This window comes from Pseudomonas sp. D3 (assembly GCF_029320995.1).
Lineage (GTDB): Bacteria > Pseudomonadota > Gammaproteobacteria > Pseudomonadales > Pseudomonadaceae > Aquipseudomonas > Aquipseudomonas paraveronii.
In genome coordinates this window covers 5379766-5406245 of record NZ_CP119772.1, presented here as the reverse complement: position 1 = coordinate 5406245, position 26480 = coordinate 5379766, and the positions used below count along the sequence as shown (strand labels likewise).

The 26480-nt window shown below is 62.7% G+C and carries 20 protein-coding genes; 11 read left to right on the top strand and 9 right to left on the bottom strand.

The genetic code is table 11. The features are described from left to right. Positions 1–24: 24 nt before the first annotated feature. Positions 25–1602 (top strand): glutamine-hydrolyzing GMP synthase, encoded by a 1578-nt coding sequence (gene guaA, locus P3S72_RS24930; RefSeq protein WP_247402671.1) that lies wholly within the window; start codon positions 25–27, stop codon positions 1600–1602. A gap of 87 nt (positions 1603–1689) precedes the next feature. Here the strand turns inward: guaA and treR are convergent, their stop codons facing one another. Further along, positions 1690–2394 (bottom strand): trehalose operon repressor, encoded by a 705-nt coding sequence (gene treR, locus P3S72_RS24925; RefSeq protein ID WP_276194714.1) that lies wholly within the window; start codon positions 2392–2394, stop codon positions 1690–1692. 237 nt (positions 2395–2631) lie between these two features. On the opposite strand from treR, the gene treP reads away from it, so the two are divergent. From treP to P3S72_RS24900, 5 genes are all read left to right on the top strand, one after another. Beyond that, positions 2632–4074: a PTS system trehalose-specific EIIBC component gene (gene treP / locus P3S72_RS24920; protein WP_247402663.1), complete on the top strand. Its 1443-nt coding sequence runs from the start codon at positions 2632–2634 to the stop codon at positions 4072–4074. A gap of 117 nt (positions 4075–4191) precedes the next feature. Continuing rightward, entirely contained in the window at positions 4192–5838 is a 1647-nt protein-coding gene (treC, locus tag P3S72_RS24915) for an alpha,alpha-phosphotrehalase (protein ID WP_276194713.1), read from the top strand. A 111-nt stretch (positions 5839–5949) separates the two neighbouring features. Further along, positions 5950–7170 (top strand): carbohydrate porin, encoded by a 1221-nt coding sequence (locus P3S72_RS24910; RefSeq protein WP_276194712.1) that lies wholly within the window; start codon positions 5950–5952, stop codon positions 7168–7170. Positions 7171–7292: 122 nt separating this feature from the next. Further along, positions 7293–9821: a phosphoenolpyruvate--protein phosphotransferase gene (gene ptsP, locus P3S72_RS24905; RefSeq protein WP_276194711.1), complete on the top strand. Its 2529-nt coding sequence runs from the start codon at positions 7293–7295 to the stop codon at positions 9819–9821. A 2-nt stretch (positions 9822–9823) separates the two neighbouring features. Further along, a complete protein-coding gene (locus tag P3S72_RS24900; protein ID WP_276194710.1) occupies positions 9824–10120 on the top strand; it encodes a PTS transporter subunit EIIB in 297 nt (98 codons plus the stop codon). Positions 10121–10247: 127 nt separating this feature from the next. Here P3S72_RS24900 and mltF read toward each other — a convergent pair whose 3' ends face one another. Continuing rightward, a complete protein-coding gene (mltF, locus tag P3S72_RS24895) occupies positions 10248–11708 on the bottom strand; it encodes a membrane-bound lytic murein transglycosylase MltF (protein WP_276194709.1) in 1461 nt (486 codons plus the stop codon). A 286-nt stretch (positions 11709–11994) separates the two neighbouring features. On the opposite strand from mltF, the gene purL reads away from it, so the two are divergent. Then, on the top strand, positions 11995–15891 hold the full coding sequence (gene purL, locus P3S72_RS24890) for a phosphoribosylformylglycinamidine synthase (protein WP_276194708.1): 3897 nt from the start codon (positions 11995–11997) through the stop codon (positions 15889–15891). Between the two features lie 4 nt (positions 15892–15895). Beyond that, entirely contained in the window at positions 15896–16207 is a 312-nt protein-coding gene (locus P3S72_RS24885; RefSeq protein ID WP_247404083.1) for an NGG1p interacting factor NIF3, read from the top strand. A gap of 180 nt (positions 16208–16387) precedes the next feature. Here the strand turns inward: P3S72_RS24885 and nagE are convergent, their stop codons facing one another. The 7 genes from nagE to P3S72_RS24850 form a co-directional block, all read right to left on the bottom strand. Beyond that, positions 16388–18094, bottom strand: a complete 1707-nt coding sequence (gene nagE, locus P3S72_RS24880) for an N-acetylglucosamine-specific PTS transporter subunit IIBC (protein ID WP_276194707.1) — start codon at positions 18092–18094, stop codon at positions 16388–16390. Positions 18095–18120: 26 nt separating this feature from the next. Beyond that, on the bottom strand, positions 18121–20631 hold the full coding sequence (gene ptsP, locus P3S72_RS24875; protein ID WP_276194706.1) for a phosphoenolpyruvate--protein phosphotransferase: 2511 nt from the start codon (positions 20629–20631) through the stop codon (positions 18121–18123). Positions 20632–20667: 36 nt separating this feature from the next. Further along, on the bottom strand, positions 20668–21690 hold the full coding sequence (locus P3S72_RS24870) for an SIS domain-containing protein (RefSeq protein WP_276194705.1): 1023 nt from the start codon (positions 21688–21690) through the stop codon (positions 20668–20670). Next, on the bottom strand, positions 21671–22777 hold the full coding sequence (nagA, locus tag P3S72_RS24865; protein WP_276194704.1) for an N-acetylglucosamine-6-phosphate deacetylase: 1107 nt from the start codon (positions 22775–22777) through the stop codon (positions 21671–21673). Before nagA ends, P3S72_RS24870 begins: the two co-directional genes overlap by 20 nt. Before the next feature lie 36 nt (positions 22778–22813). Continuing rightward, a complete protein-coding gene (locus P3S72_RS24860; RefSeq protein WP_276194703.1) occupies positions 22814–23545 on the bottom strand; it encodes a GntR family transcriptional regulator in 732 nt (243 codons plus the stop codon). Between the two features lie 262 nt (positions 23546–23807). After that, positions 23808–24311 (bottom strand): L,D-transpeptidase family protein, encoded by a 504-nt coding sequence (locus P3S72_RS24855; protein WP_276194702.1) that lies wholly within the window; start codon positions 24309–24311, stop codon positions 23808–23810. A 37-nt stretch (positions 24312–24348) separates the two neighbouring features. Further along, entirely contained in the window at positions 24349–24897 is a 549-nt protein-coding gene (locus P3S72_RS24850) for an NUDIX hydrolase (RefSeq protein WP_276194701.1), read from the bottom strand. Between the two features lie 146 nt (positions 24898–25043). Here P3S72_RS24850 and P3S72_RS24845 point away from each other — a divergent pair, with 146 nt between their 5' ends. From P3S72_RS24845 to P3S72_RS24835, 3 genes are read left to right on the top strand one after another with little or no spacing between them, the layout of a single operon-like run. Continuing rightward, positions 25044–25646 carry a CoA pyrophosphatase gene (locus tag P3S72_RS24845; RefSeq protein ID WP_247405466.1) on the top strand — a complete coding sequence of 201 codons (603 nt, stop codon included), beginning with the start codon at positions 25044–25046 and terminating at the stop codon, positions 25644–25646. Positions 25647–25681: 35 nt separating this feature from the next. Continuing rightward, the gene (locus P3S72_RS24840) at positions 25682–26206 is read left to right on the top strand and encodes a gamma carbonic anhydrase family protein (protein WP_276194700.1); all 525 of its coding nucleotides are present in this window, start codon (positions 25682–25684) and stop codon (positions 26204–26206) included. After that, a complete protein-coding gene (locus P3S72_RS24835; RefSeq protein ID WP_276194699.1) occupies positions 26203–26418 on the top strand; it encodes a DUF1289 domain-containing protein in 216 nt (71 codons plus the stop codon). The genes P3S72_RS24840 and P3S72_RS24835 overlap by 4 nt, the downstream gene beginning before the upstream one ends. Positions 26419–26480 lie beyond the last annotated feature (62 nt).

The window sequence follows — 26480 nt, the reverse complement described above, 5'->3', positions numbered from 1 at the left end:
GATTCATTAGACGAGACTGATCTCATGGCCCTCGACATTCACGCCCACCGTATCCTGATCCTCGATTTCGGTTCCCAGTACACCCAACTGATCGCCCGTCGCGTGCGTGAAATCGGCGTGTACTGCGAACTGCATCCGTTCGACATGGACGACGAAGCGATCCGCGAATTCGCACCGAAAGGCGTCATCCTTGCCGGCGGCCCCGAGTCTGTACACGAAGCCAACAGCCCGCGCTGCCCGCAAGCCGTATTCGACCTGGGCGTGCCGGTGTTTGGTATCTGCTATGGCATGCAAACCATGGCCGAGCAATTGGGCGGCAAGGTTGAAGGTTCCGAGCTGCGTGAATTCGGTTATGCGCGTGTCGACGTGGTCGGCAAGAGCCGCCTGTTGGACGGCATTGAAGACCATGTCGACGCCGACGGCCTGTTCGGCCTCGATGTGTGGATGAGCCACGGTGACAAAGTCACCAAGATGCCGGAAGACTTCCACATCCTGGCCAGCACCCCGAGCTGCCCGATCGCCGGTATGTTCAACGATGAGCGTGGTTACTACGGCGTGCAGTTCCACCCGGAAGTGACCCACACCAAGCAGGGCGGTCGCATCCTGTCGCGTTTCATCCTCGATATCTGCGCGTGTGAAGCCCTGTGGACCCCGTCGAAAATCGCAGAAGACGCGATCGCCAACGTGCGTGCCCAGGTCGGCACCGACAATGTGCTGCTCGGCCTGTCCGGCGGCGTCGACTCCTCCGTGGTAGCCGCGCTGCTGCACAAGGCCATTGGCGACCAGCTGACCTGCGTATTCGTCGACAACGGCCTGCTGCGCCTGCACGAAGGCGAGCAAGTGATGGCCATGTTCGCCGAGAACATGGGCGTCAAGGTGATCCGCGCCAACGCCGAGGAGCAGTTCCTCAACAACCTGGCCGGCGAGTCCGACCCGGAGAAAAAGCGCAAGATCATCGGCCGCACCTTCATCGACGTATTCGATGCCCAGTCCAACAAACTGGACAACATCAAGTACCTCGCCCAGGGCACCATCTACCCCGACGTGATCGAGTCGGCCGGCGCCAAGAGCGGCAAGGCCCACGTGATCAAGTCCCACCACAACGTAGGTGGCCTGCCCGAGGAAATGAACCTCAAGCTGGTCGAACCGCTGCGCGAACTGTTCAAGGACGAAGTCCGCCGTCTCGGCCTGGAACTGGGCCTGCCCTACGACATGGTCTACCGTCACCCATTCCCGGGCCCGGGCCTGGGCGTGCGCATCCTCGGTGAAGTGAAGAAGGAATACGCCGACCTGCTGCGTCGCGCCGACCACATCTTCATCGAAGAACTGCACAAGGCCGACTGGTATCACAAAGTCAGCCAGGCGTTCGTGGTGTTCCAGCCGGTGAAATCGGTAGGCGTGGTCGGCGACGGCCGTCGTTACGCGTGGGTCGTGGCCCTGCGTGCGGTGGAAACCATCGACTTCATGACCGCCCGTTGGGCACACCTGCCCTACGAACTTCTGGAAACCGTCAGCGGCCGTATCATCAATGAAATCGAAGGCATTTCGCGCGTGACGTATGACGTGTCGAGCAAGCCGCCGGCGACGATTGAGTGGGAATGATCCTGCCCTAGCAGATAAATGCTGAACAACAAAACCCCGGCCATGTGCCGGGGTTTTGTGTTTCTGGAATAGGGAAGATCAACGCCCTCATCGCCGCGCGATATCCGAAAAGTAAAACTTATCCAATGTGTGCCGCGACTCGGTGTACTCGAACTGCCGCCCGTCCTGCAAAAACGTCTGGTTGCTCACCACGATCACATGGCTTTGACCCTCGAGGTCGAGGTGCGCCTGGTCGTCTTTGCCGCGGGGCAGGGCTTCGATGGTGCGTTGGGCGTAGCTGATCTGTAACTGCAACGTCTGCTCGATGAAGGCGTAGATCGATTGCTCGGCGATGTCGCGGTCCAGGCCGGGGATCAGGTCGGCGACGAAGTGGTTGATGTCGAGGATCACCCGTTTGCCGCCGATGCGCCGCACCCGTTTGATGCGGGTGATCAGGCTGCCGGGTTCGGCCTCGATGTGCTGCAGCAGTGAACCTTCCAGCGGGAACTGGGTGAATTCGACGACGTCGGTGCATACGTCATCGCCCAGGTCGGCGTGGGTTTCGTGGAAACTGACGATGCCGCCCAGTTGGAACTCGATAGGGTTGGGCGACAACACAAACGTGCCCTTGCCGTGGATTTTTTGCGCAAACCCACGTTCCTGCAACTGCTCGATGGCCCGCCGCACGGTGCCACGACTGGCCTGGTAGGCATCCATCAGTTCGGTTTCAGAGGGAAGACGGGTGCCGCGTTGCAGGCGTTCAGTGGTGATATTGGCAAGCAGATCGGTATAGATCTGGTTGTATTTGCTCATGGGGATGGCTCTGTGCCGCGTTTGCGTTCAAGGCAGGAACCTTAGTGGCACGGCTGGGGTTTGTCCATTGGGCCCGTGGATATCTGTGGCCTGCGGGACGGCGAGGCCTACAAAAAATAAACAACATGTAACTCGTACAGACGAGTTGTTGCTTTAACTCGTCTGTACGAGTACTTTTGCCTTCGGCGTGCTGCCAATGACTGCCCTCAAATAAAAAAATCAAAGTGGAAACCAAGCATGAGCCACGACTATTCGAACATCGCCCGCGAGATTCTCGAGAACCTCGGGGGCCGCGACAACCTTGAGCAAGCTGCCCATTGCGTGACCCGCCTGCGCCTGGCGCTCAAGGACCCGAGCCTGGTCAACGGCAGTGCGTTGAACCAGGTCGACCTGGTCAAGGGTTCGTTCTTTACCGGTGGCCTGTTCCAGGTGGTGATCGGCCCCGGCGAAGTGGAAAAGGTCTACGCCGCCCTGCGCGAACAGACCGGCCTCGCCGCCGCCACTATCGCCGACGTCAAGAAGAAGGGCGCCGACAAGACCAACGCCATGCAGCGCCTGGTGCGGGTGTTCTCCGATGTATTCATGCCGATCCTGCCCGCGCTGATCATCGCCGGCCTGTTGATGGGCGTGAACAACCTGATGGGCGCCAAGGGCATGTTCATCGAAGGCAAGACGCTGCTGGAGGCCTACCCGAACCTGGATGGCCTGTGGAGCCTGATCAACCTGATGGCCAACACCTCGTTCGTGTTCCTGCCGGCGCTGGTGGGCTGGTCGGCAGCCAAGCGTTTTGGCGGCAGTGAAATCCTCGGCATTGTGCTCGGCCTGATGCTGGTCCACCCGGACCTGCTCAACGCCTGGAACTACGGCAAGGCGGTGGCCGGTCTCGATGGTCAGAGCCTGCCGTACTTCGACATTTTCGGCTGGTTCAAGATCGAGAAAGTCGGCTACCAGGGGCAGATCCTGCCGATCCTGATGGCGGCCTATGTGATGAGCGTCATCGAGAAATGGCTGCGTGCGCGGGTACCGAATGCCATTCAACTGCTGGTCGTGCCGATCACCACGATCGTCGTCACCGGCGTACTCGCGCTGGCGATCATCGGCCCGGTGACCCGTCACCTCGGCATCCTGATCACCGAAGGCGTGGTCACCCTGTTTGACCTGGCGCCAATGCTCGGCGGGGCGATTTTCGGCCTGCTGTATGCGCCGCTGGTGATCACCGGCATGCACCACATGTTCCTGGCGGTGGACCTGCAACTGATCTCCACCCAGGGCGGCACATTTATCTGGCCGATGATCGTCATGTCCAACCTGGCCCAGGGCAGCGCCGCGTTGGCGGTGTTCTACATGACCCGCAATGCGCGGGACAAAAGCATGGCCTCGACTTCCGCTATCTCGGCGTATTTCGGCATCACTGAGCCGGCGATGTTCGGGGTGAACCTGCGCTTCAAGTTTCCATTTTATGCCGCGTTGCTGGGGTCGGCACTGGGCAGCATTTTCCTCTCGCTGAACAAGGTGCAGGCCTCGGCCATCGGGGTCGGTGGCTTGCCTGGGTTTATCTCGATCGTGCCGCATGCGATCCCGATGTTTGTGATCGGGATGGTCATCGCGATGGTCGTGCCGTTTGTTCTGACCTGTGCATTGAGCATGAAGATTGTCCGGCCTGGGTATCGCGTTGCCTGAATTACCGCCTTCGCGAGCAAGCCCGCTCCCACAGTTGAAATGCGTTCCCCCTGTGGGAGGGGGCTTGCTCCCGATGAGGCCGAGCGGCTGGTACAAAATTTTACTGAAGGAACCCCCATGCAAAACTGGCAACACTCGGTGATCTACCAGATCTACCCCAAGAGCTTTCACAGCCACGCGGGTAACGCCACCGGAGACCTGCTGGGTATCGTGGACAAACTCGACTACCTGCAATGGCTGGGCGTCGACTGCCTGTGGATCACCCCGTTCCTGCGCTCGCCGCAGCGCGACAACGGCTACGACATCAGCGACTACTACGCCATCGACCCGAGCTACGGGACCATGGCCGATTGCGACCGGCTGATCAGCGAAGCGGCCACGCGCGGCATCAAGCTGATGCTCGATATCGTGGTCAACCACACCTCCATCGAGCACGAGTGGTTCCAGCAGGCGCGCAGCAGCCTCGACAACCCGTACCGCGACTTCTATATCTGGCGCGACCAGCCGAACAACTGGGAATCCAAGTTCGGCGGTTCGGCCTGGGAATACGAAGCGCAAACCGGCCAGTACTTCCTGCACCTGTTCGACCACACCCAGGCCGACCTGAATTGGGACAACCCCAAGGTGCGCGCCGAGGTGTTCAAGCTGATGCGCTTCTGGCGCGACAAAGGTGTGGGCGGTTTCCGCCTGGACGTGATCAACCTGATCTCCAAACCCGCCGACTTCCCCGAAGACGCCAGTGACGGCCGCCGTTTCTACACCGACGGTCCGAACGTGCACGAATACCTGCAGGAAATGCACCGCGAAGTCTTCGCAGGCCATGCCCTGATCAACGTCGGCGAGATGTCGTCCACCAGCCTGGAACACTGCATCCGCTACTCGCGGCCGGAGTCGAAAGAGCTGTCGATGACTTTCAACTTCCACCACCTGAAAGTTGACTACCCGAACCTGCAGAAGTGGGTGAAGGCCGACTTCGATTTCCTGCAGCTCAAGCAGATCTTTTCCGACTGGCAACTGGGTATGCAGGCCGGCGGCGGTTGGAACGCGCTGTTCTGGTGTAACCACGACCAGCCACGGGTGGTCTCGCGCTTTGGGGATGACGGTGAGCATCGTGTGGTCTCGGCCAAGATGCTCGCCACGGCGCTGCACTTCCTGCAGGGCACGCCGTATGTGTATCAGGGCGAAGAGTTGGGTATGACCAATCCGGGCTTCGACAAGATCGAACAGTACCGCGATGTCGAAACCCTCAACATCTACCGCCTCAAACGTGATGCCGGTGAGTCCGAGGCGTCGAGCATGGCGGCGATCATGCAGAAGTCGCGGGACAACGGGCGCACGCCGATGCAGTGGAATGCCTGCAAGCATGCCGGTTTCAGTAGCGCTGAACCGTGGATCGGCATCCCGGCCAATGCGGCGCAGATCAACGTCGACAGCCAACGGGATGACCCGGATTCGGTGCTGCATCACTACCGCAGCCTGATCGCCTTGCGTCGCCAGGAGCCGCTGATTCAAGACGGCGTTTATCGCGAATTGTTGCAGGACCATCTCCAGGTTTGGGCCTACCTACGCGAAGGCCATGGCGAGCGCCTGCTGGTGCTGAACAACTTCTACGGCAAACCCTGCGAAATCCAGCTGCCCGACAACGTCCTCAACGCAACGACGCGGCAGCGCCTGCTGATCAGCAACTACCCCGATTGCCAGGCAAGCGCGGGCACGCTGGCGTTACGGCCTTACGAATCCTTCGTGCTGCACCTCAAGGACTGATGCCTGGAGCGTTGTAGCAACGGTCGAGCGCGACGCTAAGCAGGAGATTAATTCCCCGTGTGGGGGCACCGGGCGCTTCACAAAAACATAATAAAAATATCGGAGTACTGCATGAAAAAAACAATAAAGCTGGGCCTCGTGGCGTCGTGTCTGAGCTTGCCGTTCGGCGCTCAGGCCCTGGAGTTTGCCGGTTACTTGCGCAGCGGCGCGGGGACTTCAACCGGCAGTGGCAAGCAGCAGTGTTTCCAACTGCCGGGCGCGCAAACCAAATACCGTTTGGGCAACGAATGTGAACAATACGGCGAACTGGAGCTGCGCCAGGACCTGCTGACCCTCGACGACGGCTCCGTGCTCAGCGTCGACGCCATGGCTTCTCTCTACAACAAGTACGACCGCGCGCTTAAATTCCAGGGCGAAGACAACGGCTCGGCGCGCATGCCGCAGATGTATGCGCAGTGGTCCAACCTGCCCAGCCTCAACGGCGGCTCGCTGTGGGCGGGGCGGCGCTACTACAAACGTAACGACATCCATATCTCCGACTTCTACTACTGGAACCAGAGCGCCACGGGCGGTGGCATCGAGGACGTGCTGATTGGCGACCTGAAATACAGCTACGCGCTTTCGCGCAAGGACAACCTGTACCAGAAGGAATATGCCACCCGTCACGATTTCAACGTGGCCGGCTTCAAGACCAACCCCGGCGGCAAGCTGGAACTGGGCTTGAGCTACATCGAAAAAGCCGGCGGGCGTGACGCCAACAGCGGTTGGGCGCTGACCGCGCAACATGTGCAAACACCGTTCCTCGGCGGCAAGAACAAGTTCGCCCTGCAGTACGGCGAAGGCCCCGGCACCGGCCTCGGCTACACCGGCAATACCGCCCTGGATAGCAGCAGCAAAAGCTACCGCGCCGTGGAGTTCTTCGACTGGCAACTCACCCCTCGTTTCGGTGGGCAGATCGAGGCGGTGTACCAGAAAGATATTCGCCCCGGCAGCCAGGACCAGACCTGGATGTCCATCGGTGTGCGTCCGGCATATGCGATCAGTGAACAGTTCAAACTGGTCACCGAGCTTGGCCATGATCAGGTCGACGCTACCGGCGGTACACGCAAGCTGAGCAAATTCACCTTCGCCCCGACCTGGTCGCCCAAGGGCCCGGATTTCTGGGCGCGCCCGGAAGTGCGTCTGTACTACACCTATGCGACTTGGAACGAAGCGGCCAAGCGCGCGGCGAATGAGCTGGCGGCTGGGTCGGCGTTGTCCGACACCGGCGCCTACGGCACTGCGCGGCATGGCTCGAACATCGGTGTGCAAGTCGAGTACTGGTGGAAGTGAATTTTCGGCGGTAGACAGGCTTAAATGTGGGAGGGGGCAAGCTCCTCCCACATTTGATCTTCGTCACCTCGGGATTTGTATCCACCCAATGATTTTTACAGAACAAAACAGCAGGTGACGTCATGACCGCAACTCAACCCCTGGAATTGCTTGCGCCCTTGTCGGGTGTGCTGCTGGCACTGGACAAGGTCCCCGACCCGGTGTTCTCCAGCCGCCTGATCGGCGACGGCCTGTGCATCGATCCCACCTCGCCGACCCTCTGCGCGCCATTGACCGGAGTGATCAGCAATATCCAGGAGAGTGGCCATGCGGTGAGCATTACCGACGACAACGGCGTCCAGGTGCTGCTGCATATCGGCCTGGACACCGTGAACCTGGCGGGCAAGGGCTTCAGCCGATTGGTCGAGGAAGGCCAGCGGGTGGTGGCCGGGCAGCCGCTGATCGAGTTCGACGCCGACTACGTTGCGCTCAACGCCCGCAGCCTGCTGACCTTGATGCTAGTGGTCAGCGGCGAGCCGTTTGCGCTACTGGCGCCGGCCAGCGGCCTGGTCGCGGTGGGCCAGCCGCTGTTGCGCCTGTCTCCAGGTGAGGCGGCAGAAACAGTGGACGAGGAGGGCGATGCGCTGTTCTCCAAGCCGCTGACGTTGCCCAATACCAACGGTTTGCACGCCCGCCCGGCGGCGGTGTTTGCCCAGGCGGCGAAGGGGTTCAATGCCAGCATCTATTTGCACAAGCAAATCCAGAGTGCCAACGCCAAGTCGCTGGTGGCGATCATGGCGCTGCAAACCGTGCAGGGCGACACCTTGCAGGTGAGCGCGGCGGGAGCGGATGCCAGCGCGGCGATCAAGGCCTTGGTGGCGCTGTTGGCCGAGGGGTGCGGCGAGACGATCGCGACGCTGGTCGAGGAGGCTGCGCCGCTTGCGTCTGTGTCATCCGCGAGGGTGTTTCGGGGCGTGTGTGCGTCGCCGGGCTCGGCGTTTGGTCAGGTGGTCCAGGTGGCGGAGCCGGCGCTGAGCATTCCCGAAGCGGGGGGCGGCGAAGCACTCGAACGCGCGGCGTTGGGGCGTGGCTTGCTGGCTGCAACCGAGGCCTTGCAAGCGCTGCAGGCCAAGGCGGTCGGCAGTGCCCAGGCGCAGATCTTCCGTGCCCATCAGGAACTGCTCGAAGACCCGACCCTGCTGGAGCACGCCCACTGCCTGCTAGCCGAGGGCAAAAGCGCCGCCTTTGCCTGGAACAACGCCACGCTCGCCACCGCCAAACTGTTCCAGGGCCTGGGCAATGCCCTGCTCGCCGAACGTGCGGCGGACTTGGCCGACGTCGGCCAGCGCGTGCTGAAACTGCTTCTCGGCATTCAGGATCGCGCATGGGAACTGCCTGAACGCGCGATCCTGATCGCTGAGCAACTGACGCCGTCGCAAACCGCCAGCCTCGATACGCACAAGGTGCTCGGGTTTGTCACCGTCGGCGGCGGCGCGACCAGCCACGTCGCGATCCTTGCTCGTGCGCTGGGGCTGCCGGCGATTTGCGGGGTGCCGCCGCAGGTGTTGGCGCTGGCCAATGGTCAACAGGTGCTGCTGGATGCCGACAAGGGCGAGCTGCACCTGAACCCGGACCTGGCCGAGATAGAGCAATTGCAGGCCACTCGCCGGGAGCAAGTGCTGCGGCACCAACGCGACGTCGCGCAGGCGTGCCTGGCGGCCATCACCCGCGACGGTCATCATGTCGAAGTCACGGCCAACGTCGCGTCGCTTCAGGAGGTCGAGCAATCCCTGAGCCTGGGCGGCGAAGGCGTGGGCCTGCTGCGTTCGGAGTTCCTCTACCTGGACCGCCATCGCGCGCCGAGCCCCGAAGAGCAAGCCGGCACCTACAGCGCCATCGCCCGCGCGCTGGGCCCGGAGCGCAACCTGGTGGTGCGCACGTTGGACGTCGGCGGTGACAAACCCTTGGCCTATGTGCCGATGGACGCCGAGACCAACCCGTTCCTGGGCCTGCGCGGTATTCGCCTGTGCCTGGAGCGCCCCGAATTGCTGCGCGAACAGTTCCGCGCAATCCTCGCCAGTGCCGGGCTGACGCGGCTGCATATCATGCTGCCGATGGTCAGCCTGCTCTCGGAGCTGCACCTGGCGCGCACGATTCTTGAAGAGGAAGCATCGGCCCTTGGGCTTACCGAGCTGCCGAAGTTGGGCATCATGATCGAGGTGCCGTCTGCGGCCTTGATGGCGGATGTATTCGCGCCCCATGTGGACTTCTTCTCCATCGGCACCAACGACCTGACCCAATACACCCTGGCGATGGACCGCGACCACCCACGCTTGGCCAGCCAGGCCGACAGCTTTCACCCGGCGGTGCTGCGCCTGATCGCCACCACCGTCAAGGCCGCCCATGCCCACGGCAAGTGGGTCGGCGTGTGCGGGGCGCTGGCGTCTGAAACGTTGGCGGTGCCGGTGTTGATCGGGTTGGGGGTGGACGAACTGTCGGTCAGCGTGCCGCTGATCCCGTCCATCAAGGCCACCGTGCGCGAGCTGGACCTGGCGGACTGCCAGATCATCGCCCGTCAGGTGCTGGGCCTGGAAGAAGCTGCGCAAGTACGCGAGGCCTTGCGCCTGTACCACGCGGCCACCGTTGAAACCTCACCTGTCGTGGAGCACTGAGCATGTTCGAGAAATTGCAGCGGGCGTTCTGGAAAGCCCTGACCCCGGACTTGATCGCCGAGACCGTCGCTGCGCCTGTGCCAGCGGGGGAGAACCTGTTGTCCGCCGACGTGCTGAATGCCCTCGGTGGCGCGGATAACCTCAAGTCGCAACAACGCGTGGCGCTGACGCGAGTGCGTGTGCAACTGCAGGATGCGGCACGGGTGGATGCGGCGGCGTTAAAGGCGGCGGGAGTGTCGGGAGTGATGGTGCTGGCGGGTGGGATCGTGCATCTGATCACCGGTCTCCAAGGCCAGTAGCGAGTCAAATGTGGGAGGGGGCTTGCTCCCGATGGCGGTGGGTCAGTTATAGAAAAGCTGACTGTCACACCGCTATCGGGGGCAAGCCCCCTCCCACATTGGGCGGTGGTGTTTGGGGGTGTCGGGTTTACAGCTGCGGGTTCTCTTCCGGCGGCTTGGTCTTGTTCACCCCAGGCACATGCAGGTTGCCTTCGACCACTTGGTTGCCTTCCAGCTGTGGCTGGGTCACCCAGGTAAGGATGTCGTAGTAGCGCCGGATGTTCGCCACAAAATGCACCGGCTCGCCGCCCCGGGCATAGCCGTAGCGGGTCTTGCTGTACCACTGCTTCTGCGACAGGCGTGGCAGCATCTTTTTTACGTCCAGCCACTTGTTCGGGTTCAGGCCGTCCTTCTGCGCCAGCTTGCGTGCGTCGTCCAGATGCCCGGTGCCCACGTTATAAGCAGCCAGGGCAAACCAGGTGCGATCCGGCTCGGCGATATCGTCGTCCAACTCATCCTTGATCTTGGCCAGGTACTTGGCGCCGCCCATGATGCTTTGCTTGGCGTCCAGGCGGTTGGATACGCCCATCGCCTGGGCGGTGTTCTGGGTCAGCATCATCAGGCCGCGCACGCCGGTCTTGGAGGTGACCGCGGGTTGCCAGAGTGATTCCTGATAGCCAATGGCGGCTAATAGGCGCCAGTCGACCTTTTCTTCCTTGGCGTAGGCCTTGAAGTGTTTCTCGTACTTGGGCAGGCGCTGCTGCAAGTGCTGGGCGAAAGTATAGGCGCCCATGTAGCCGAGCACGTCGACGTGCCCGTAGTAGCGATCTTTCAGGCGTTGCAAGGTGCCGTTCTTGCCGACCTTGTCCAGGTAGCTGTTGACCTCGTTGAGCAGGCTGTTGTCTTCGCCGGCGGCCACGGCCCAGCTCTGGTTGCTGGCATTGCCGAGGTCGAACGCCACGCGCACGTTGGGGAAGTACACCTGGTTCATCGCCACTTCGTTGGAGTCCACCAGGGTCAGGTCGATCTGGCCCTCGTCGACCATGCGCAGCAGGTCGACCACCTCAACGGCGTCGGATTCTTCGTATTCGATCGCAGGGTTCTGCTTTTTAAGCTCCGCCAGTTGTTCGGCGTGGGTGCTGCCCTTGAGCACTATGATCTTCTTGCCCGCCAGGTCCGCCGCGTTGGTGGGGCGCGACTGGCCGTTGCGGTAGATGATCTGCGGGGTGACTTCCAGGTACGGGTGGGAGAAGCGTACCTGCTGCTTGCGTTGCTCGCTGCTGACCAAACCGGCGGCGGCGAGCACCGGGCCGTTGGGTTTGCCGAGCTGGCCGAACAGGTCGTCGAGGTTGTCGGCGGTCTCGATTTCCAGTTTCACCCCCAGGTCGTCGGCAAAGCGCTTGACCAATTCGTATTCGAAACCGGTTTCACCGTTGCGGTCCTGGAAATACGTGGCCGGGCTGTTCCGGGTAATCACCCGCAATACGCCATCCTCCTTGATTCGCTCGAGCGTGCTGGGTTTATCAACACAGGCGCTGAGCATCAGGAAGAGTCCGGTTGCGATGAGCCATTTGGCGCATCGCGGGCGTAAAGCAGTTGGGGAGAACATCTGCGCAGTATACGCAAACGGCCCACGGCGCCATATCTCGACAGCAGGGGACTTGTCTGCTAGCCGCCTTGAAACTGTGCTGCAGCCCGCAGAAACGTGGCCTGGCGAGCGATTGTGACGGTTAAAATAACTGCGCCCAATGCTGTGGTTAACGCCCCGCTACCGTGCAAACCCTGCCAACTGACGTTCGGCAGCGGCCAGCGGTAGCGTTTCGGGTGCCGTTGACGACGGTTTACGCTAGAATGCACGGCCTCAAAGCACACCCCTTCCCGAGGCTGTCCCGAAGATGTTGATCCTGCGCGGCGCTCCTGCCCTTTCTGCCTTTCGCCACAGCAAACTCCTTGAGCAACTGAGCCAGAAGGTTCCAGCTGTTACAGGCTTGTATGCTGAATTTGCTCACTTCGCCGACGTGACTGGCGTCTTGACCGCCGACGAACAGCAAGTGCTGGCACGCCTTCTGAAGTACGGCCCAAGCGTTCCCGTTCAAGAGCCGACCGGCCGCTTGTTCCTGGTTCTGCCGCGGTTCGGCACCATCTCGCCCTGGTCGAGCAAGGCCAGCGATATCGCCCGCAACTGCGGCCTGGAAAAAATCCAGCGCCTGGAACGCGGTATTGGCTTCTATGTCGCGGGCCAGTTCAGCGATGCCGAGGCTGAGCTGATCGCCAGCAGCCTGCACGACCGCATGACCCAGATCATCGTCAGCCAGTTGGAACAGGCCGGCGGTCTGTTCAGTCACGCCGAGGCCAAGCCGCTGACCGCGATTGACGTGCTCGGCGGTGGCCGCGCCGCCCTCGCGAAGGCCAACACCGAACTGGGCCTGGCCCTGGCCGAAGACGAGATCGATTATCTGGTCAACGCCTTCAACGGCTTGAAGCGCAACCCGCACGACATCGAACTGATGATGTTCGCCCAGGCCAACTCCGAGCACTGCCGTCACAAGATCTTCAACGCCAGTTGGGACATCGACGGCGAAAGCCAGGAAAAAAGCCTGTTCGGCATGATCAAGAACACCTACGTGATGCACAGCGAAGGCGTTCTGTCGGCTTATAAGGACAACGCCTCGGTCATCGTCGGCAGCGTCGCCGGTCGTTTCTTCCCGGACCCTGAAACCCGCCAGTACGGCGCGGTGCAGGAACCGGTACACATCCTGATGAAAGTCGAGACCCACAACCACCCGACCGCGATTGCCCCGTTCCCGGGCGCAGCCACCGGTTCCGGCGGTGAGATCCGCGACGAAGGTGCTACCGGCCGTGGCGCCAAGCCCAAGGCCGGGTTGACCGGTTTCACCGTGTCCAACCTGCAGATCCCGGGCTTCGTACAGCCGTGGGAAGTGCCATACGGCAAGCCGGAGCGCATCGTCACCGCGCTGGACATCATGATTGAAGGCCCGCTGGGCGGCGCCGCGTTCAACAACGAATTCGGGCGTCCGGCGCTGACCGGCTATTTCCGTACCTTCGAGCAGTCGATCACCACTCCGCATGGCGACGAAGTGCGCGGTTACCACAAACCGATCATGTTGGCCGGCGGCATGGGCAACATCCGTGAAGAACACGTCAAGAAAGGCGAGATCCTGGTCGGCTCCAAGCTGATCGTGCTCGGCGGCCCGGCGATGTTGATCGGCCTGGGCGGCGGCGCGGCTTCCTCCATGGCCACCGGCACCAGCTCGGCGGACCTGGACTTCGCTTCCGTACAGCGCGAAAACCCAGAGATGGAGCGCCGCTGCCAGGAAGTCATCGACCGTTGCTGGCAGTTGGGTGACAAGAACCCGATCAGCTTTATCCACGACGTCGGCGCCGGCGGTTTGTCCAACGCCTTCCCGGAACTGGTCAACGATGGCGAGCGTGGCGGCCGTTTCGAACTGCGCAACATTCCAAACGACGAGCCGGGCATGGCCCCGCACGAAATCTGGAGTAACGAATCCCAGGAACGCTACGTCCTGGCTGTCGGCCCTGAAGACTTCGCGCGCTTCCAGGCCATCTGCGAACGTGAGCGTTGCCCGTTTGCCGTGGTCGGCGAAGCCACAGCCGAGCCGCATCTGACCGTCACCGACAGCCACTTCGGCAACAGCCCGGTGGACATGCCGCTCGAAGTGCTGCTGGGCAAAGCCCCGCGCATGCACCGTTCGGCGGTACGTGAAGCGGAGCTGGGCGATGACTTCGACCCAAGCACACTGGAATTGGCCGACAGCATCGAGCGCGTGCTGCACCACCCGGCGGTCGCGAGCAAAAGTTTCCTGATCACCATCGGCGACCGCACCATCACCGGCCTGGTTGCCCGTGACCAAATGGTCGGCCCGTGGCAAGTGCCGGTGGCCGACGTTGCCGTCACCGCCACCAGCTTCGACGTCTACACCGGTGAAGCCATGGCCATGGGCGAGCGCACGCCGCTGGCCCTGCTGGACGCTCCGGCGTCGGGCCGCATGGCCATTGGTGAAACCCTCACCAACATCGCCGCGTCCCGTATCGGCAAGCTGTCCGACATCAAATTGTCGGCCAACTGGATGTCCGCTGCCGGTCACCCCGGTGAAGACGCGCGCTTGTACGACACCGTCAAGGCTGTCGGCATGGAGCTGTGCCCGGAACTGGGGATCACCATTCCGGTGGGCAAGGACTCCATGTCCATGGCCACCCGTTGGAACGATGACGGCGTGGACAAGAGCGTCACCTCGCCGCTGTCGTTGATCGTCACCGGTTTCGCACCGGTCACCGACATCCGCCAGACCCTGACCCCGCAACTGCGCATGGACAAGGGCACCACTGATCTGATCCTGATCGACCTGGGCCGTGGCCAGAACCGCATGGGCGCCTCGATCCTCGCGCAAACCCATGGCAAGCTCGGCAAACACGCGCCGGACGTCGACGACGCCGAAGACCTGAAAGCCTTCTTCGCGGTGATCCAGGGCCTCAACGCCGACGGCCACCTGCTGGCCTACCACGACCGTTCCGACGGTGGTCTGTTGACCAGCGTGGTCGAAATGGCCTTCGCCGGTCACTGCGGCCTGAACCTGGTGCTCGACAGCGTTGCCGAGGACGCCTCTGAAATCAACGGCATCCTGTTCAACGAAGAACTGGGTGCGGTGATCCAGGTGCGCCAGGACGCGACGCCGGACGTATTGGCACAGTTCAGCGCCGCCGGCCTGGGCGATTGCGTGGCCGTGATCGGCCAGCCGATCAACAACGGTCAGATCGACATCGTCTTCAACGGCGACACCGTGTTCGAAGGCCAGCGCCGTCTGCTGCAACGCCAGTGGGCCGAGACCAGCTACCAGATCCAGCGCCTGCGTGATAACGCCGACTGCGCCGAGCAGGAATTCGACGTGATCCTGGAAGAAGACAACCCGGGCCTGAGCACCAAGCTCAGCTTCGACGTCAACCAGGACATCGCTGCGCCGTACATCAAGAAAGGCATTCGCCCACAGGTTGCCGTACTGCGTGAGCAGGGCGTCAACGGCCAGGTGGAAATGGCGGCCGCATTCGACCGTGCCGGCTTCAATGCGATCGACGTCCACATGAGCGACATCCTCGCCGGTCGCGTCGACCTCAACGAGTTCAAAGGCCTGGTGGCCTGCGGCGGTTTCTCTTACGGCGACGTGCTGGGTGCCGGTGAAGGCTGGGCCAAGTCGGCCCTGTTCAACAGCCGTGCCCGCGACGCGTTCCAGGGCTTCTTCGAGCGCAACGACAGCTTCACCCTGGGTGTGTGCAACGGTTGCCAGATGATGTCCAACCTCCACGAACTGATCCCGGGCAGTGAGTTCTGGCCGCACTTCGTGCGTAACCGTTCCGAACAGTTCGAAGCCCGTGTCGCCATGGTGCAGGTGCAGGAGTCCAACTCGATCTTCCTGCAAGGCATGGCCGGTTCGCGTATGCCAATCGCCATCGCCCACGGTGAAGGCCATGCCGAGTTCGCCAGCGAAGACGCCTTGCTCGAAGCCGACGTGTCCGGTTGCGTGGCCATGCGTTTCGTCGACAACCACGGCAAGGTCACCGAAAGCTACCCGGCCAACCCGAACGGCTCGCCGCGCGGGATCACCGGCCTCACCAGCCGCGACGGTCGCGTCACTATCATGATGCCGCACCCGGAGCGTGTATTCCGTGCCGTGCAGAACTCGTGGCGCCCGGAAGAGTGGAACGAAGACGGCGCGTGGATGCGCATGTTCCGCAACGCTCGCGTGTGGGTGAACTAAGGCGGTGTACAAGCTCGCTTTCTTTGTGCCCGCGAGCCACGTGGAGACGGTAAAAACCGCCGTCTTCGCAGCCGGCGGCGGGCGCATCGGCGACTACGACAGCTGCGCCTGGCAAGTGCTGGGCCAGGGCCAATTCCGCGCGTTGGACGGCAGCCAGCCGTTTCTCGGGCAAGTCGGCCAGGTTGAAGTGGTTGAAGAGTGGAAAGTTGAGCTGGTGGTGGCGGATGCGTTGATCGTGGCTGTTGTGGCCGCGTTGAAGCTGAGCCATCCCTATGAGACACCGGCGTATGAGGTATGGCAGTTGGCGGATTTTTGATTCGTTGATTGCATGAGCAAGAAACCCGCTGGGCCTGTTGGGGCAGCGGGTTTTTTGTTGCCTGTGAGGCCCAATCGCAGGCAAGCCTACTCCCACATTTGGCTGCGTTGCCAGGTCGGGCGCCGGTCAAATGTGGGAGGGGGCTTGCCCGCGATAAGGTCAGAGCAGCCACTACATCTCTTAAACCCCGGCGCTGACCTCACGGCCACTGACCATCTGCTCCAACGCCTCGCTCAAACCCGAGGCCTTGTCACCAATCAGCAGGTGCCAAACACCGCTATCGAGTTGGCTAACGCCTTGGCAACCAAGCGCTGTCAGTTGAGCCTCGGACACCACCGAGTCATCCCCCAATTCCACCCGCAACCGGGTCATCGCCACCGCTTCCAACTGGCGCACATTTTCCCGGCCACCCAATGCAATCAGCCATCTCTCGGCTTCCCGGACATCCACCGCAACCAACTTATCCACAGGCGCAACTGTCACGGGCGCATTGGCTACAAACGACGGCATCGCCAACCGGATCTCATCGGCAATGCTGTCCGCCATCGGCCCGACCACTACCTGCAAGCTCCCACCGTTACCCGGCCGAACCACGGCCATCGCACCGAGGGCTTTCAACTGTGCATCCACTGCTTTGTTGCGGTCGACCATGTCCAACCGCAACCGCGTGGTGCAGGCTCCCACGCTGAGCAGGTTGTCGGCACCCCCCAACGCCTGGATGTAAGCCGTGGCGCGCTGGTTATCGCTCATCACTTCGGCCTGCGCCACCGGGATATCTTCGCGGCCCGGCGTCTTCAGCTGGAAGCGGCGGATGCAGTAGTTGAACACGCTGTAGTAGATCACTGCGTAAGCCAAGCCGACCGGGAGGACCAGCCAGCCATTGGTGGACTTGCCCCAACCCAGCACCATGTCGATAAACCCACCGGAGAAGGTAAAGCCCAGGTGGATATCCAGCAGGTTAGTGACCGCCATCGACAGCCCGGTCAGCAACGCATGCAGCAGGTACAGGAACGGCGCGAGGAACATGAAGGCGAATTCGATCGGCTCGGTCACGCCGGTCAGGAACGAGGTCAGCGCCATCGACAGGAAAATCCCGCCCATCACTTTGCGTCGTTCCGGCAGGGCATTGCGGTACATCGCCAGGCACGCGGCGGGCAGGCCGAACAGCATCACCGGGAACATGCCGGTCATGAACTGGCCGCCTTTCGGGTCGCCGGCGAAGTAGCGGGTCAGGTCGCCGGTCACCACCGCGCCGGTCAGCGGGTCGGTAAAGCTGCCGAACACGAACCACGCCATGTTGTTGAGGATATGGTGCAGGCCGGTGACGATCAGCAGGCGGTTGAACACGCCAAACACGAAGGCACCCAGGCTGCCGCTTTCCATCAGCAATACGCCGAAGCTATTGATGCCGTGCTGGATCGGTGGCCAGATCAGGCCAAAGATCACGCCCAGGCCGACCGCGCTGAACCCGGTGACAATCGGTACAAATCGCCGCCCGCCAAAGAACGCCAGGTATTCCGGCAGCTTGATGTCCTTGAAGCGGTTGTACAGCCCGCCCGCCATCAAACCGCTGGCGATCCCGGCGAGCATGCCCATGTTGATGCTCGTATCCATCACCTTGAGGGTGGAGACCATCACCAGGTAACCAATCGCCCCGGCCAGGCCCGCGGTGCCGTTATTGTCGCGGGCAAAACCCACGGCGATGCCGATGGCGAAGATCAGCGCGAGGTTGGCGAAGATCGCCTGCCCGGCGTCGTGCATCACCGCGATGTTGAGCAGGTCGGTGTCGCCCAGGCGCAGCAGGAGGCCGGCGATCGGCAGGATCGCGATCGGCAGCATCAGCGCACGGCCCAGGCGTTGCAGGCCTTCGATAAAGTGTTGGTACATGGCGTGTCTCCCTTTTCTTGTTGTAGTCAGCTCAGCGGCCAGTGGTGTTGACAGGCTTGGCGTACCGCCTTGGCGCTGCTCAGGTCGAGCAGGCCCAGGCTCAGTTGCCGGCATTGCGCCGCGTCCAGGTGGCGGACGCGGTCCTTGATTTCGCCGATCTGTGGCGGGCTGACCGACAGCTCGCTGACCCCCAGGCCGACCAACACCGGCGTCGCCAATGGGTCGGACGCCAGGGCGCCGCACACGCCGACCCAGCGCCCGTGTTTGGCTGCGCCCGTGCAGGTCTGGGCGATCAACCGCAGCAGCGCCGGGTGCAGCGCATCGACCCGTGCGGCGAGGCCGGCGTGGTCGCGGTCCATGGCCAGGGTGTACTGGGACAGGTCATTGGTGCCGATGGACAAGAAGTCCGCATGCTCGGCCAGTTGTTCGGCCATCAGCGCAGCGGCGGGCACTTCGATCATCACCCCCAGTTCCGGACGCTGGGTCAGTTTCAGCTCGACGCACAGTTCATCCAGGCGCTGGCGGATCTGCAGCAGTTCGTCGACTTCACTGACCATCGGCAGCAGGATGCGGCAGCGCGCCAGCGGGCTGACTTGCAGCAGTGCGCGCAGTTGCTGGTCGAGCACCTCGGGGCGCACCTGGGCCAGGCGAATGCCGCGCAGGCCCAGCACCGGGTTGGCCTCGACCGGCAGCGGCAGGTAGTCGAGCTGTTTGTCGCCGCCCACGTCGATGGTGCGGATGATCACCGACTTGTCGCCCATTGCATCCAGCACCGCTTGATAGGCCTGGCGCTGTTCCTGTTCGTCCGGTGCGGTGCGGCGGTCGACGAAGAGGAATTCGGTGCGCAGCAGGCCGATGCCATCGGCGCCGTTTTCAAATGCCACTTGGGCCTCGGCGCTGGAGGCGACATTGGCGGCGACTTCAATGGTCATGCCATCGCGGGTGTTCGCCGGCAGTCGCGCCTGGGTCTGTTGTGCTTGGCGGCGCAGGTTCTGCGTGTCGCGAATCCGGTGGACTTCGGCGTGGCGCGCCTCGCTGGGCGCCAGTTCCAGGCGACCGTTGGCGGCGTCGAGTACCACGCGTTGGCCTTGGGGCACATCGAGCACCTCGGCGCCCAGCGCCACCACGCATGGCAAACCTTTGCCCCGGGCCAGGATCGCGACATGGGAGGTGGCGCCGCCCTCGGCCATGCAGATGCCGGCGGCCTGTTGCGCGCTCAGTTGCAGCAGGTCCGAGGGCGTCAGCTCATGGGCGCTGACAATCGCCCCGGCGGGTAACTCGAGGTGCCACGCTTCACCCAGCAGCGCGCGCAGTACGCGTTGTTGCAGGTCGCGCAGGTCGTTGGCGCGTTCGGCCAACAACGGCTTGCTCAGGCCCAGCAACACCGCGCATTGCGCCTGGATCGCATCGCGCCAGGCGTGGGTGGCGGCGCTGCCGTGTTCGATGGCGCGGGTGGCGGCGTCCAGCAGGGTCGGGTCTTCCAACAGTGCGAGGTGGGCGGCGAAGATCTCTTCTTCGTCGACGGCCTTGCGCTGGCGGGCGAGGTCCAGGGTGGTGCGGATTTCGTTGCGCACCTGCTCAAGCGCCGCATCCAGCCGCTGCAGTTGCTCGTCGGCGCAATGCTGGGCGGTATCGTCTGGCAGCTCGATCCCGCTCAGGCGGAACAGCGGCCCGCAGACCAAGCCCGGCGCCGCGCATACGCCTTGCAATACACCGGCTTCGGTAGGCGTGCGACGGGGTGCGACGGCCACCGGTGCGGGAGGTTCGTCGCTGATCGCTACCGACAGCGCGGCAACCAGTGCCTGCACTGCCGCCGCACAATCCTTGCCACGGCTGGTGACGCGGACCTCATCGTCTTCGCCGATGCCCAGCCCCATCAGGGCAACCAGGCTGTCGCACGCTGCCGACTTGCCGGCGAAATGCAACTGCGTCTGGCTGCTGAACGCCTGGGCGGTCTTGCGGATCAATGCTGCCGGACGCGCATGCAGGCCGCCGCGATGGGTGATGCGCACGCTGGCGCTGGCTTGCGCGACGGAGTTATCCACAGCTGTTTGCGGCGCTACGCTGGAACGCAGCGCCACGCGCGCCAGCGGTTCACCGCGCTTGATCGAATGGAGCGCCAGCGGTGTCAGTTCGAAGCGCTCGCTGTTGGTGAGAATGATCAGGCTGACCAGGCTCTTGCACTGGCGCGCAATCCGGTCCAGGTCAAACTGCATCAGCGCCTGGCCCTTGCTCACCCGCGCGCCGTTCTTCACCAGCAGGGTGAACCCTTCGCCGTTCAATTCCACCGTGTCGATGCCCACATGCATCAATAGCTCGGCGCCGTTCTGCGCACGAATCGTCAGCGCATGCCCGGTGCGCGCCACATGGATGATCTCGCCGTCGCACGGTGCGTACAGGCAATCGTTCAGCGGGTCGATGGCCAGGCCGTCGCCCATGGCGCCGCTGGCGAAGACTTCGTCGGGGACGTTGTCCAAGGCCAGCACCGGCCCGCTGAGGGGGGCGCTGAGGGTCAATTCATTATTGTTGTTGGACATGGGCACGGTACTCATCAGGAAATCGCGGTACGCCACTCAGTGGGTGCGGGTGACTTTGCTCAGGTGGCGCGGCTGGTCAGGGTTCATGCCCCGGGCGACCGCCAGGCCGGCGGCCATGACATAGAAACTCTGGATGGCCAGGATCGGGTCCAGGCTCGGGTGTTCGGCGCGGCTCAGGGTCAGGTCGCGTTCGGCGATATCGTCCGGCGCGGCCAGCAACACGCGGGCGCCGCGTTGGCGCATATCGGCAGCCAGGCTCAATAGCCCGGCTTGCTCGGCGCCGCGTGGGGCGAAGATCAGCAGCGGGTAGTTGTTGCCGATCAAGGCCATCGGCCCGTGACGCACCTCGGCGCTGCTGAAGGCTTCGGCCTGGATCGCCGAGGTTTCCTTGAGCTTGAGCGCGGCTTCCTGGGCGATGGCAAACCCGGCGCCACGGCCGATCACCATCAATTGCTGGCAGTCGCGCAGGGCGTCGATGGCTTGCGTCCAGTCCTGCTTGGCTGCTTCGCGCAGGCCCTCGGGCAACGCACGGCAGGCGTGCAGCGGGTCGGCTTCCTGGTTCCAGTGGCCGATCAACAGCGCGCTGGCGCTGAGGGTCGCGATAAAGCTCTTGGTCGCGGCCACACTGAGTTCCGGGCCGGCGCACAGCGGCACATGGAATTCGCAGGCGGCTTCCAGGGGTGAATCTTCGGCATTGACCAGCGAGATGCTCAAGGCGCCGCGTTTGCGCAGTTGGCGCAGGCTGTCGACCAGGTCCGGGCTCTGGCCCGACTGAGAGAAACCGAACACGACCTGGCCGCTGACCTGCAACGGCGCTTGCAGCAGGGTCACCACCGACATCGGCAACGACGCCACCGGAATGCCTACGTGCTGCATGGCCAGGTAGGCGAAGTAGCTCGCGGCGTGGTCCGAGCTGCCACGGGCGATGGTCATCGCCACTTGCGGCGGCTGACGGCGCAGGCGGTCGGTGATGTCTTGCAGACGCGGGTCCAGGCGTTGCAGCTGCGCGGCTACGGCGTCACAGGAGGCGAGGGCCTCTTCAAGCATTTTTGAGGACAATGGTTTCTCCTTCGACCATGACGTCGGTGAGGTGCAGGGAGCGGTCCAGGCGCACGCAGTCGGCAAAGCTGCCGGGTTGCAGGCGGCCGCGTTCTTCCAGGCCCAGGTAGTCCGCCGGAAATTGCGACAGGCGTTGTGAGGCTTCGCTGATGGGCAGGCCGATCTTCACCAGGTTGCGCAGCGCCTGATCCATGGTCAGGGTGCTGCCGGCCAGGGTGCCGTCGGCCAGGCGCACGCCGCCCAGGCATTTGGTCACGGTGTGGCTGCCCAGCTTGTATTCGCCGTCGGGCATGCCGGCGGCGGCGGTGGAGTCGGTGACGCAGTACAGGCACGGGATCGCGCGCAGGGCCACGCGCATGGCACCGGGGTGTACGTGGAGCAAATCCGGGATCAATTCCGCGTACTGGGCGTGGGCCAACGCCGCGCCGACGATGCCCGGCTCGCGGTGATGCAGCGGGCTCATGGCGTTGTACAAATGCGTGAAGCTGGTGGCGCCGGCGGCGAGGGCGGCGACGCCTTCTTCATAGCTGCCCAGGGTGTGGCCGATCTGCATACGCACGCCGCGTGTACTGAGGGCGCGGATCAGGCCGTCATGCCCGGCGATTTCCGGGGCGATGGTGATCACCCGGATCGGCGCCAGGCGCAGGTAGGTTTCCACTTCTTCCATCAATGCGGTGTGGGCGAAGTTGGGTTGCGCGCCGAGTTTGCCCGGATTGATGTAGGGGCCTTCCAGGTGCACGCCAAGGACCCGGGCACTGCCGCTCGGGCGCTGCTCGCAGAAGCTGCCGAGCTGGCCGAGTACGCTGGAAATCTCGTCCACCGGCGCGGTCATGGTGGTGGCCAGCAGCGAGGTAGTGCCAAAGCGCACGTGGGTGCGGGTGATGGTTTCGAAGGCGTTGGCACCTTCCATGATGTCTTTGCCGCCGCCGCCGTGGACGTGCAGGTCGATAAACCCCGGCAGCAGGTAGGGCAAGTCGTTGTCGGCCGGGTTGCAAGGCGCGCCTTCGATGGCGATCACCTTGCCGTGTTCATGCACCAGGCGGCCGCGAATCCAGCCATGGGGTGTAAGGATATTGTCTTCGGACATGGGCAGTTCTCTAAGGCCGCGGTGCGCGGCAAAGGCCTATCGCCGCAGCTCTGCGACAAAGTCGTAGTAGTCGTTGCGGCAGTAGGTGTCGGTGATTTCGATCGGTGTGTTGTCGGCGGTGTAGCCGACGCGGGTCATCAGCAGCATGGCGGTGCCGGGGGCGATGCCGACCAGTGCGGCGAACTCGTCCGAGGCGTTGATCGCCTGGATATGCTGCAGGGCGCGCACGATGGGTTTGCCGATGCCCTCCAGGTACTCGTAGAGGGAGTGGCCGATGGCTTGCGGTTGTGGCAGCACCGAGGCGGGCATGGCGGTCATTTCGATTGCCATCACCGTGTCGTCGGCTTTGCGCAGGCGTTTGAGGCGCGTCACCTTGTCGTTCGGCGACAGGCCCAGGCGGATCAATTCTTCATGGGTCGGCGCGCTGATGTCGCGTTCCAGCCACTGGGAACTGGGCACAAACCCCTTGAGTCGCAGCATCTCGCTGAACCCTGACAGGCGCGACAGCGGCTGTTCCAGGCGTGGGGTGATAAAGGTGCCGGAGCCTTGGCTGCGACGGATCAGGCCTTGGGCAAGCAAGACTTCCAGCGCTTTGCGGGCGGTGACGCGCGAAAGGCTTAACTGCTCGCTGAGGGCGCGTTCCGACGGCAGGGCCTGTTCGGATTTCCACTGGCCGGCGTGGATCGCCGCTTCCAGGTTGCGGGCCAGTTGCAGGTACAGCGGCGTGGATTGTTTGTCGTCGGGACGCAGCGTCAGGATGGGGTTCATCTGTCAGGTTTCCGATGCGGTTATTAGAGTGTTGTCGCCCGCTATTGGCCGGAAACTAATACCACTTAAATACCATGTCAATGCTGCTAAAACGCTTTAGGTCCAGGTTTCAGGGCGCCTTAACGGTAGCTGGCATCAAGTGGTATTAGAGAGGTCTTTAAGGCGCGCAGAGCTGCGCAGCCTGCGGGGTGAATTGGTATTCACCGGCAGGCGCTATCGAGGGCAGGAAACTTTTTTTAATTAATTTGCCAAGGGGCGAGGGCTACGGCCGAATCTCGATCAGGGTGCCGTCTTTGACCAGGTTCCAGATTTCGCGCATGTCGACGTTGCGCATGCCGATGCAGCCGTCGGTCCAGTCCAGGGTGTGGAACCACTGCTCCGGGTATTCTTCACTGTCGGGCGTGCCGTGAATCATGATCATGCTGCCGGGCTTCACGCCTTCGCGGCGGGCACGGGCGGAGTCGCTGATATTGGGGTAGGAAATGTGCATGGCCAGGTTGTAGCGGTCACTGGTTTTGCGCCAGTCGATCCAATACAAGCCTTCCGGCGTGCGGCGGTCGCCTTCGAACAGTTTGGTGCCCTTGGGGTTTTTGCCCAGGGAGATGCGGTAGGTCTTGAGGGGTTTGCCGTCGTTGATCAGTTGCAACTGATGGGCGGACTTGAGCACCAGAATTTTTTCGACCGTTTTGCCGCCCAGGGTTTCCAGAGTGGTGGCTGAGGACAACGTGGCGAACGACAGGCAGAGCAGAGCAAGCAACCAACGCATTAAAACGATTTCCCTTGGACGACGATCTGCCGGTTTGTTATTGGGCGGGCTTGGACAGCGGCGGCACAGCTTCGCTGCGCACCGGGAACGATTGTTGGCGACGGTCGGCGAAGAAGTATTCTAAGGTACGCCCGACCGTGCGGAAAGCCAGCTCGGACCAAGGGATGTCGGCTTCGTCGAACAGTTGCACTTCCAGGCTTTCGGGGCCTGCGGCGAAGTCCAGGTCAATCAGTTCGGCGCGGTAGAAGACATGCACCTGGCTGATATGCGGCACATCGATCAGGGTGTAGAGGCTCAGGTTGCGCACGTGGGCGCAGGCTTCTTCCATGGTTTCGCGCATGGCGGCCTGTTCCATGGTCTCGCCGTTCTCCATGAAGCCGGCGGGCAGGGTCCAGTAACCCCGGCGGGGCTCGATGGCGCGGCGGCACAGCAGTACTTGATCGCCCCACACTGGCACCGTGCCGGCGACGATATTGGGGTTCTGGTAGTGAATGGTCTGACAATGATCGCAGACAAAACGCAGGCGTGCGTCGCCTTCGGGAATGCGTTGGGTGACCGGTTTACCGCACTGGCTGCAGAAATTCATGCTGGGGTTCCTGGAAAGTCTGCCTATCTTGGCGTGGGCGGCAGGGCCCTGCAAGTTGTCGTTTCGCGACAGCCCTCAGGTTTTGGGGTTGGGCACCCGCGCGCTTTGGTGCATGATGCAAGGTAGCCAACAGATCGAGATGACTCATGCTGGACGAGCTACTTCGCCGGGTAAGCAATCACACACCGCAACTGCTTGAGACCGACGGGCGTTTCCCCGAGGCCGCCGTGCTGGTGCCGATTACCCGCAGTGACGAACCCGAGCTGATCCTGACGCTGCGCGCCAGCGGCCTGTCCACCCACGGTGGCGAAGTGGCCTTTCCCGGCGGGCGCCGCGACCCCGAAGACCCCGACCTGATCTTCACCGCCCTGCGCGAAGCCGAAGAAGAAATCGGCCTGCCGCCCGGCCTGGTCGAGGTGATCGGCCCGTTGAGCCCGTTGGTTTCCCTGCATGGCATTCGGGTCACGCCCTACGTTGGCGTCATCCCGGACTACGTCGAATACCTGGCCAACGACGCCGAAATCGCTGCGGTCTTCAGCGTGCCCTTGGAGTTTTTCCGCCAAGACCCGCGCGAACATACCCATCGCATCGATTACCAGGGTCGCAGTTGGTACGTGCCGAGCTATCGGTTCGGCGAATACAAGATCTGGGGTTTGACGGCGATCATGATCGTCGAACTGATCAACCTGCTTTATGACGATGCCAACATCAGCCTGCACCAGCCGCCCAAGAGCTTCATCCATCTATAAGCCATCGTTTAAATGGCCAGCCGTGAGGACACATCATGAAATACCGCCTGGGCGACGCCCGCGTCGAGACGCATCCACACAGCTGGGTGGCGCCGAATGCCACGTTGGTGGGCAAGGTCAAGCTGGAGGAGGGCGCCAATGTCTGGTTCAACGCGGTGTTGCGTGGCGACAACGAACTGATCCTGATCGGCAAGAACAGCAATGTGCAGGACGGCAGCGTGATGCACACCGACATGGGTTACCCGCTGACCCTGGGCACCGGTGTGACCATCGGCCATAACGCCATGCTGCATGGCTGCACCGTCGGCGACTACAGCCTGATCGGCATCAATGCGGTGATCCTCAACGGCGCGAAGATCGGCAAGTACTGCATCATCGGCGCCAATTCGCTGATCGGCGAAGGCAAGGACATTCCCGATGGTTCCCTGGTCATGGGCTCGCCGGGCAAAGTGGTGCGCGAATTGACCGACGCGCAGAAGAAGATGCTCGAGGCCAGCGCTGCGCACTATGTGCATAACGCCCAGCGTTATGCGCGGGATCTGGTTGAGCAGGAAGAATGAACCCGTCAGAGCGCCCTGTCGCCTCGCCGTGCGTGAACATTTGCGCGCTGGATGACGACGATATATGCATCGGCTGCCAGCGTAGCGTGGAAGAAATCACGCGCTGGAGCCGCATGGACAACGCCGAGCGCCGGGTGGTGCTGGGGGTGTGTCATGAGCGGGCGAAGGCGAGTGGGTTGGTGTGGGTGATGCCTAAGAGTTCCGGTGCCTGATCGACTGCCATCGGGGGCAAGCCCCCTCCCACACTTAACCGCATTTAATCTGTAGGAATGCG

Excerpts from the sequence above, each read along its gene's own strand:
- P3S72_RS24900 (WP_276194710.1), top strand. The coding sequence starts at position 9,824 with ATGTTCGAGAAATTGCAGCGGGCGTTCTGGAAAGCCCTGACCCCGGAC.
- purL (WP_276194708.1), top strand. The coding sequence starts at position 11,995 with ATGTTGATCCTGCGCGGCGCTCCTGCCCTTTCTGCCTTTCGCCACAGC.
- P3S72_RS24855 (WP_276194702.1), bottom strand. The coding sequence starts at position 24,311 with ATGCGTTGGTTGCTTGCTCTGCTCTGCCTGTCGTTCGCCACGTTGTCC.
- P3S72_RS24840 (WP_276194700.1), top strand. The coding sequence starts at position 25,682 with ATGAAATACCGCCTGGGCGACGCCCGCGTCGAGACGCATCCACACAGC.
- nagA (WP_276194704.1), bottom strand. The coding sequence starts at position 22,777 with ATGTCCGAAGACAATATCCTTACACCCCATGGCTGGATTCGCGGCCGC.
- treC (WP_276194713.1), top strand. The coding sequence starts at position 4,192 with ATGCAAAACTGGCAACACTCGGTGATCTACCAGATCTACCCCAAGAGC.
- treR (WP_276194714.1), bottom strand. The coding sequence starts at position 2,394 with ATGAGCAAATACAACCAGATCTATACCGATCTGCTTGCCAATATCACC.
- guaA (WP_247402671.1), top strand. The coding sequence starts at position 25 with ATGGCCCTCGACATTCACGCCCACCGTATCCTGATCCTCGATTTCGGT.
- mltF (WP_276194709.1), bottom strand. The coding sequence starts at position 11,708 with ATGTTCTCCCCAACTGCTTTACGCCCGCGATGCGCCAAATGGCTCATC.
- P3S72_RS24850 (WP_276194701.1), bottom strand. The coding sequence starts at position 24,897 with ATGAATTTCTGCAGCCAGTGCGGTAAACCGGTCACCCAACGCATTCCC.
- P3S72_RS24845 (WP_247405466.1), top strand. The coding sequence starts at position 25,044 with ATGCTGGACGAGCTACTTCGCCGGGTAAGCAATCACACACCGCAACTG.
- ptsP (WP_276194711.1), top strand. The coding sequence starts at position 7,293 with ATGACCGCAACTCAACCCCTGGAATTGCTTGCGCCCTTGTCGGGTGTG.
- ptsP (WP_276194706.1), bottom strand. The coding sequence starts at position 20,631 with ATGTCCAACAACAATAATGAATTGACCCTCAGCGCCCCCCTCAGCGGG.
- treP (WP_247402663.1), top strand. The coding sequence starts at position 2,632 with ATGAGCCACGACTATTCGAACATCGCCCGCGAGATTCTCGAGAACCTC.
- nagE (WP_276194707.1), bottom strand. The coding sequence starts at position 18,094 with ATGTACCAACACTTTATCGAAGGCCTGCAACGCCTGGGCCGTGCGCTG.
- P3S72_RS24910 (WP_276194712.1), top strand. The coding sequence starts at position 5,950 with ATGAAAAAAACAATAAAGCTGGGCCTCGTGGCGTCGTGTCTGAGCTTG.
- P3S72_RS24835 (WP_276194699.1), top strand. The coding sequence starts at position 26,203 with ATGAACCCGTCAGAGCGCCCTGTCGCCTCGCCGTGCGTGAACATTTGC.
- P3S72_RS24860 (WP_276194703.1), bottom strand. The coding sequence starts at position 23,545 with ATGAACCCCATCCTGACGCTGCGTCCCGACGACAAACAATCCACGCCG.